This window comes from Cupriavidus sp. HMR-1, from assembly GCF_000319775.1.
In the GTDB taxonomy this organism is placed as follows: Bacteria; Pseudomonadota; Gammaproteobacteria; order Burkholderiales; family Burkholderiaceae; genus Cupriavidus; species Cupriavidus metallidurans.
Map to the genome: position 1 here is coordinate 1 of NZ_ANKP01000065.1, position 7,183 is coordinate 7,183.

Consider the following 7,183-nt stretch of genomic DNA (forward strand, 5'->3'; position numbering starts at 1 on the left):
CCAGCGCCGCCGCCGAACGCGGCGACAAGGCTGGCGCGATCGCCTACTGGGAGCACCTGTACCGGCTGCTGCCCCCGGATTCGCAGACCGCCGGCCGGATCGCCGCCAATCTGGCGGCCGCCCGGTCGGTAGCGGAGCCCGGACAGCGCAAATAGGGCCATTCACGGCCGTGCGGCCACACCTGGGCACATGTCACAGGTGGCGACCTCACGGCATCGTAGAATGGCTGCTGGCTTGCGCTTAAGGATTCCACCATGGCCGATTCACCCGGTCTGTATCACAAGACGTTCCTGTTGTTGCTCGCGGCGGTCTCCATCGCGTTCTTCTGGATTCTGCTGCCCTTCTATGGCGCCGTTTTCTGGGGCGCCGTCCTCGCCATCATCTTCGCCCCGCTGCAACGGCGCCTGACGGCCGGGCTGCGTGGGCGCAACAACGTGGCCGCGCTGCTCACACTGCTGCTGGTGCTGGTGCTGGTCATCCTGCCGCTGACGATCATCACCGCCTCGCTGATCAACCAGGGCGCCAGCCTCTACGACAGCATCCGCTCGGGCCAACTGAATTTCGGCGTGTACTTTCAGCGTGCTGTGGACGCCCTGCCGCCCTACGTGCGCACGCTGCTGGCGAAGGTGGATCTGACCAGCATCGCGGACTTGCAGGAAAAGCTGAGCGCCAGCGCGCTGCAGGCCAGCCAGTTCGTGGCCACGCGGGCACTGAGCATCGGACAGAATACGGCCCAGTTCGTGATCAGCTTCGGCATCATGCTGTACCTGCTGTTCTTCCTGCTGCGCGACGGCCCGCGGCTGTCCCGCAAGATCCGCACGGCCGTGCCGCTCAGCGATTTGTACAAGCAGCACCTGATCCAGAAGTTCACCACCGTGGTACGCGCCACCGTGAAGGGCAACGTGGCCGTGGCACTCGTGCAGGGGACACTCGGCGGCGGCATCTTCGCGGTCCTTGGTATCCAGGGCGCGCTGCTCTGGGGCGTGATCATGGCGTTCCTGTCGCTGCTGCCCGCCGTGGGCGCAGGCCTGATCTGGGCGCCCGTCGCGGTCTACTTCCTGCTGACCGGCTCGACGGTCACGGGCCTGGTACTGATTGGGTTCGGCGTGCTGGTGATCGGCATGGTCGACAACGTGCTGCGCCCGATCCTGGTCGGCAAGGACACCCAGATGCCGGACTACGTGGTGCTGATCTCCACGCTCGGCGGCATGGCGCTGTTCGGGCTCAACGGCTTCGTCATCGGGCCGCTGATCGCCGCGCTGTTTATCGCCTGCTGGGACCTGCACGCGCACGGTATCGACGAGAACGGCGATATCGGCAGCAACGGCCCCACCGCCTGACGGAGAACGACGGTGGATCGCCTGCAGGCCATGAAAACGTTCGTGACCGTGGTGGATGTGGGCGGCTTCACGCCCGCCGCCCGGAAGCTCGACGTGTCGCTCTCGGTGGTCAGCCGCGTCATCACCGAGCTGGAGACACACCTGGGCGTGCGCCTGCTCACGCGCACCACGCGACTGGTGCGCCCGACGGCAACCGGCGCCACCTACTACGAAAACTGCCGCCGCATCCTGGCCGAGATCGAGGAAGCCGAGCTTGCCACCACGGGCGCCCATGCCGCGCCGCGCGGCAAGCTGTCGATCACGGCTTCGGTCCTGTTCGGCCGTCGATTCGTCACGCCGATCGTGGTCGAGTATCTGCGACGCTATCCGGAAGTCGATGCCGAATGCCTGTTGATCGACCGCAACGTCAATTTCGTCGAGGAAGGCATCGACGTCGGGGTCCGCATCGGCCCACTGCCCAGTTCGTCGTTGCAGGCCATCCCTGTCGGTCGGGTACGCCGCGTGGTCTGCGCCGCGCCTGACTATCTGGCCCGCGTCGGCACGCCAGCCACGCCCGACGATCTGGCCCGCCACACCGTCATCCAGACCACGGGTATCTCCACCCTGCCCGAATGGCGCTTCATGCGCGATGGGGAGAGCGCGCCGACGCGCCTGACGCCGCGCCTGGCCACCTCGACCAACGACTCGGCCATTGGTGCGGCGGTTGCGGGCTTCGGGCTGGCGGCGGTGCTCTCTTACCAGATCGCCGACGAAGTCCGCGACGGCAAGCTGCGCATCGTGCTCGACAAGTTCGAGCAACCGCCGCTGCCGATCCACGTGATCCATCGCGAAGGCCGCCACGCCATGCACAAGGTGCGCGCCTTCATCGATCTGGCTGTCGATACGCTGCGCGGCACGGCGTCGCTGAATCCGTAAGACGCCCCACCGTCAGGTTCTCCGCGGATTCTTCTCGAATCCGCAAGAGTCACTTCTTCCCCCGGCCATTTTTCGTGGCATGGGACGCCCCTATATTTGATGCGAGCCCGGCGTTTGCCGTGGCGCTGAACCATCGCATCCAAGGACGTCCCGACCATGAAACTCTATGTGCACCCGCTTTCCGGCCACGCCCACCGCGCACAGCTGTTCCTGTCCCTGCTCGGCCAGCCGGCAGAACTGATCGAAGTGGACCTGATGACCGGCGCGCACAAATCGCCCGAGTTCCTGAAGCTGAATCCGTTCGGCCAGATCCCGGTGCTGGTCGATGGCGAGACGGTCGTGCCCGATTCGAACGCGATCCTGGTCTACCTGAGCAAGAAGCTAGGCCGCACCGACTGGCTGCCCGAAGCACCGACGACGGCAGCGGCTGTGCAACGCTGGCTGTCGGTCGCCGCTGGCGACATCGCCTTCGGACCGGCCCGCGCGCGCATCGCCACGCTGTTCAACGCGCCGTACGATCTGGATGATGCGGTCGCGCGGGCCCACGTCGTGCTCAAGCGCATGGACGATACGCTGGCCGACCGCCCATGGATCGCCGCCGATCAGCCAACGATTGCAGACGTGGCGCTCTACAGCTATACCGCGCGGGCGCCGGAGGGCTTTGTCGATCTGCGGGACTACGGCAACGTGCGCCAATGGCTGGCACGCGTGGAGGCGCTGCCGGGCTTCGTCCCGATTGTGAAAAGCCCGGTCGGACTCGAAGCCTGAATCCGCCAGCCTGAAATCGCCTGCCTGAGAAGTCGCCACCTGGAGCGCGCCATGAACCGTCAACCTGCCCCCCATGCAGAGCTGCTGCCCGGCACGCCCTGGCATACCGGCGAGCGCATCCTGCAATCGCGCGCCGGCGTGGAAGAGCGTCTGGCCGAAGTGGGTCCGCGCGTGGTGCGTGATTACATGCCCGACCAGCATCGCGAGTTCTTCGCGATGCTGCCCTCCATCGTCATCGGCGCGGTAGCCCCGGACGGCCAGGTCTGGGCCACCCTGCGCGCGGGACAGCCAGGCTTCCTCCAATCGCCCAATCCGTATCTGCTGGAAGTCGCGAGCCCGCGCGATGCCGATGATCCCGCCGACAGTGGTATGGAAGACGGCAACGCCATCGCACTGCTCGGCCTTGACCCAATGACCCGCCGCCGCAACCGGCTGAACGGCACCGTGCGCCGCGATGACGCGCGCGGCTTTGGCGTGACGGTGGGACAAAGCTTCGGCAACTGCCCGCAGTACATTCAGAAGCGCGAGTTCGTGGTCACGCGCGACCCCGCGACGCCGGGCACCGTCGCGCCCCAGATCCTGACCGCGCTCGATGCTAGGGCGCGGACGTTGATCCGCCATGCCGATTCGTTCTTCGTCGCGACTTATGTGGATCTGCCGGGAGGACGCCAGGTGGATGTCTCCCATCGTGGCGGCCGACCCGGATTCGTGCGCGTGGATGCCGACGGCAGCCTGACGATTCCGGACTTCGCCGGCAATACGTTCTTCAATACGCTTGGCAACATGCTGGTGAATCCGGTGGCGGGACTGGTGTTCGTCAGCTATCCGACCGGCGACCTGCTGCAGATGACGGGCCGCGCCGAGGTCATCACCGATTCGCCCGAGATCAGCACTGTCGAGGGTGCGGAGCGGCTGTGGCGCTTTTTCCCCCGGCAGATCGTGCGCCGCGATCGGGCGCTGCCGCTGCGCTGGGATTTCATGCCCGGCGGCGAATCGCCGCAGGCGCTGCGCACCGGCGTCTGGCCCGGAGATCCAGCTTCATGACAGGAACATGAAACCCCCACGGGTGTCAGGGAGCGCAGTGCCTGTGCCACAATCGCGCCAGTCTCTGCCCGCACGGATGCGCCCTCGAACATGTCCCTGGAAGCCCTGCAGAACATCAATCCCCAATCGCTGCTCGACACCGCCATCAGCCTGGCCGCCGCCTTCGTCCTGGGCGGGATGATCGGCTACGAGCGCCAGTACCGCCAGCGCACGGCCGGCCTGCGTACCAACGTGCTGGTGGCGCTGGGCGCCGCGATCTTCGTCGATCTTGCCAATCACATCGCCGGCCATGAGGGCGCGGTACGCGTGGTGGCATACGTGGTATCGGGCATCGGCTTTCTGGGCGCGGGCGTGATCATGCGCGAGGAAGGCAACGTGCGCGGGCTCAACACCGCGGCCACGCTCTGGGGCTCGGCGGCGGTGGGCGCCTGTGCGGGAGCGGACCTGATTCTCGAAGCGGGGATCGGCGCACTGTTCGTCCTGGCCGCTAACACGCTGCTGCGGCCCGTGGCCGATCGCATCAACCGCCAGCCGATGGATACACCGGCCGTGGAAGTCACGCATACCGTGCATGTGATCACGCTACGCGAGTACCAGAAGACCGCCATGCGATTGCTCGAAGACGCGCTGGAAGCCGCGCAGTATCCAACGCGCGACCTGGAAGTCCGCGCGTTCGGCGATCAGGATGTGGAAATCGAGGCAGCACTCGTGGCCACCTCGGTGGACGGCGACGCGCTCGACGCGATCGTCGCCCGACTCGGCGGCACCAGCGTGGTCAGTCAGGCGTTCTGGAGCGCGAGCACAACGGAGTAAAAGCGGGGTCGGCCTTTCAACCGGCAATCGCTTCAACGACAGCCGGCACCACAAGCTGCCCCAGCAGCCGCAGCGCAGTCATCTCATCGGCCGTCCACGCCTGCACATTCGCCAGATAGTTGAACGTGCCGATCACCGCGCCGCGTCGGCTCAGCGGCACGTTGACCACGCCGTTCAGGCCAAGGCCGCGAATCACGGCGATGTCGTCGAACACCGCTGCCAGCGCCTCGTCGCCCTCGCCGACGAAGACCTCGCCGCGCACCAGCAGCTGGCGCGTCCAGACCGTATCGCCCTTGATCTTCTTGCCGCCCACCGGATAGGCCGCCGGGTCGGACGACCATAGCCGTTCGATCTCGCCCGTCCTCGCGTGCCATGCGTTGATCGTCAGCAGGCCGGGGCCGACCATCGCCAGCGTGGCCTGCCCCACGGCATCCATCGCGCCTTGCGGCGTGGCCGCATCGCGCAGGCGGTCCAGCAGTGCATTCAGTTGTGCCTGCCAATGCATCGGCAATGTCATGTTCGCTGCGCCCGCCATCATTCGCCCTGGATGCCGAGTTCGCGGATCAGCTTGCCGTAGCGGTCCGCATCGCGGCGCAGGATCTTGCCGAATTCCTGCGGGGTCGACGTCGCCGTCTCGACGCCGATCGACTCCATCTTGGCCTTGACGTCGGGCAGCGCCATCGCGCGGTTGATCTCGTTGTTCAAGCGCGTCACCAGTTCCGCAGGCATGTTCTTCGGGCCAAAGGCGCCGTACCAGACCGAAAGCTCATAGCCGGGCAGGGTCTCGCCCACCGTCGGCACATTGGGCAGCAGCGGGGAGCGCTTGGCTTCGGTCACGGCCAGCAGGCGCAGCTTGCCGGACTTCACGTGCGTCAGCGTCTGGGTACCCGCCGAGAACAGCAATTGCGTCTGGCCCGCCACCGTATCGACCACGGCCGGCGCGCCACCCTTGTACGGCACATGCAGCAACTGCACGCCGGCCATCTTCTCGAACAGCACCGCGCTCAGGTGATTGGTGGAGCCGGGGCCCGCGCTGGCGTAGGCGACCTTGCCCGGATTAGCCTTCGCGTACGCGATCAGTTCCTTGACGTTGTGCACCGGCACGGACGCGTTCACGACCATCGTGTTGGTCACGTAGGCCAGCAATCCCAGCGGCGTGAAATCATCCACGCCCTTGAACGGCATGTTCGGCATCAACGCCGGGTTCATCGCGTGCGTGCTCATCGAGCCGATCAGCAGCGTGTAGCCGTCCGGCTTCGCGCGTGCCACCATCGCCGAACCGATGTTGCCGGAAGCGCCCGGCCGGTTGTCGACAATGACCGGCTGGCCGAGCGACTTGGTCAACTGCTCGGACAGCGTGCGCGCCAGGATATCCGTCGAACCACCCGCCGCCCACGGCACGATCAGTGTGATCGGCTTGGTCGGCCAGGCATCGGCCGCGCTGGCCAGGTTCGCAAACGACATCGTCAATGCGGCGGCACCGCACAGCAGGCTTCTCAGTACGGACTTCATCTCGGACTTCATCTCCAACCCCCTTCGGTTTCTGTTTCTGTATCGGTCTTCGGTAATGTCGTGCGTGAATCAGCGGCCGACGGCATAGCCCTGCATGCCACGCGCGTTGGCGCCGGCGCGCAGCACGAGCCGCCCCCTGGCGTCGCGCTCGCGTGTGCAGGCCGACATGCGGCCCTCTGACCAGTCATCACCGACGCGAACCTCGTGCCCACGGGCACGCAGCGCTTCGATCGTGGCAGCGGGAAAGCGCGATTCGACGGTGATGCGGTTCAGAGTGGTCTGGCGCGGCCAGAACGACTGCGGGAAGTGGTCGATATGCCAGGCGGGCGCGTCGATGGATTCCTGCAGGTTCATGCCATGCACCGCGTGGCGCATGAAGAATGCCAACGACCACTGGTCTTGCTGGTCGCCGCCGGGCGTGCCGAACACCATGTAGGGCTCGCCGTCGCGCATCGCCAGTGACGGCGACAGCGTGGTGCAGGGCCGCTTGCCCGGCGCCAGCGTGTTGGGCAGGCCCGGTTCGAGCCACGTCATCTGCAGGCGCGTGTTGAGCGCGAAGCCGAGCGACGGAATCGTCGGGCTCGACGACAGCCAGCCGCCCGAAGGCGTGGCCGCCACCATGTTGCCGTGCCGGTCGATCACGTCGATATGGCAGGTGTCGCCGACGAACAGCTCCCGTTCGGCCCATTCGGTTACCGGCGGTAGCGCGGCGAAGGTCGGCTCGCCCACGCCGAAGCGCGTATCGGCAGCGGTCAGCGTGCGCTCGGCCACGGCGGGGTCAGGCATACGCG

8 protein-coding genes are annotated in these 7,183 nt (G+C 66.5%); 5 read left to right on the top strand and 3 right to left on the bottom strand.

Features of this window, described 5'->3' with window-relative positions:
- Positions 1 to 254: 254 nt before the first annotated feature.
- From D769_RS10000 to D769_RS10020, 5 genes are all read left to right on the top strand, one after another.
- Positions 255 to 1,340 (top strand): AI-2E family transporter, encoded by a 1,086-nt coding sequence (locus tag D769_RS10000; protein ID WP_008644586.1) that lies wholly within the window; start codon positions 255 to 257, stop codon positions 1,338 to 1,340.
- Positions 1,341 to 1,352: 12 nt separating this feature from the next.
- Complete coding sequence (locus tag D769_RS10005; RefSeq protein ID WP_008644592.1) at positions 1,353 to 2,255, top strand: LysR family transcriptional regulator; 903 nt, start codon at positions 1,353 to 1,355, stop codon at positions 2,253 to 2,255.
- 156 nt (positions 2,256 to 2,411) lie between these two features.
- Positions 2,412 to 3,023, top strand: a complete 612-nt coding sequence (locus D769_RS10010) for a glutathione S-transferase (RefSeq protein ID WP_008644597.1) — start codon at positions 2,412 to 2,414, stop codon at positions 3,021 to 3,023.
- Positions 3,024 to 3,074: 51 nt separating this feature from the next.
- The gene (locus D769_RS10015; RefSeq protein WP_008644599.1) at positions 3,075 to 4,067 is read left to right on the top strand and encodes a pyridoxamine 5'-phosphate oxidase family protein; all 993 of its coding nucleotides are present in this window, start codon (positions 3,075 to 3,077) and stop codon (positions 4,065 to 4,067) included.
- Between the two features lie 90 nt (positions 4,068 to 4,157).
- Positions 4,158 to 4,880, top strand: a complete 723-nt coding sequence (locus tag D769_RS10020; protein WP_008644601.1) for an MgtC/SapB family protein — start codon at positions 4,158 to 4,160, stop codon at positions 4,878 to 4,880.
- A gap of 16 nt (positions 4,881 to 4,896) precedes the next feature.
- Here D769_RS10020 and D769_RS10025 read toward each other — a convergent pair whose 3' ends face one another.
- The 3 genes from D769_RS10025 to D769_RS10035 form a co-directional block, all read right to left on the bottom strand.
- Positions 4,897 to 5,397, bottom strand: coding sequence for a GAF domain-containing protein (locus tag D769_RS10025; protein WP_234707023.1), 501 nt, complete (start codon positions 5,395 to 5,397; stop codon positions 4,897 to 4,899).
- Between the two features lie 17 nt (positions 5,398 to 5,414).
- Positions 5,415 to 6,392: a tripartite tricarboxylate transporter substrate binding protein gene (locus tag D769_RS10030; protein ID WP_017512336.1), complete on the bottom strand. Its 978-nt coding sequence runs from the start codon at positions 6,390 to 6,392 to the stop codon at positions 5,415 to 5,417.
- Positions 6,393 to 6,461: 69 nt separating this feature from the next.
- On the bottom strand, positions 6,462 to 7,183 hold a 722-nt coding region (locus D769_RS10035), incomplete at its 5' end, for a gamma-glutamyltransferase (RefSeq protein ID WP_008644608.1).

Coding starts and splice junctions, on each gene's coding strand:
- D769_RS10000 (WP_008644586.1), top strand. CDS start 255: ATGGCCGATTCACCCGGTCTGTATCACAAGACGTTCCTGTTGTTGCTC.
- D769_RS10010 (WP_008644597.1), top strand. CDS start 2,412: ATGAAACTCTATGTGCACCCGCTTTCCGGCCACGCCCACCGCGCACAG.
- D769_RS10015 (WP_008644599.1), top strand. CDS start 3,075: ATGAACCGTCAACCTGCCCCCCATGCAGAGCTGCTGCCCGGCACGCCC.
- D769_RS10020 (WP_008644601.1), top strand. CDS start 4,158: ATGTCCCTGGAAGCCCTGCAGAACATCAATCCCCAATCGCTGCTCGAC.
- D769_RS10025 (WP_234707023.1), bottom strand. CDS start 5,397: ATGACATTGCCGATGCATTGGCAGGCACAACTGAATGCACTGCTGGAC.
- D769_RS10030 (WP_017512336.1), bottom strand. CDS start 6,392: ATGAAGTCCGTACTGAGAAGCCTGCTGTGCGGTGCCGCCGCATTGACG.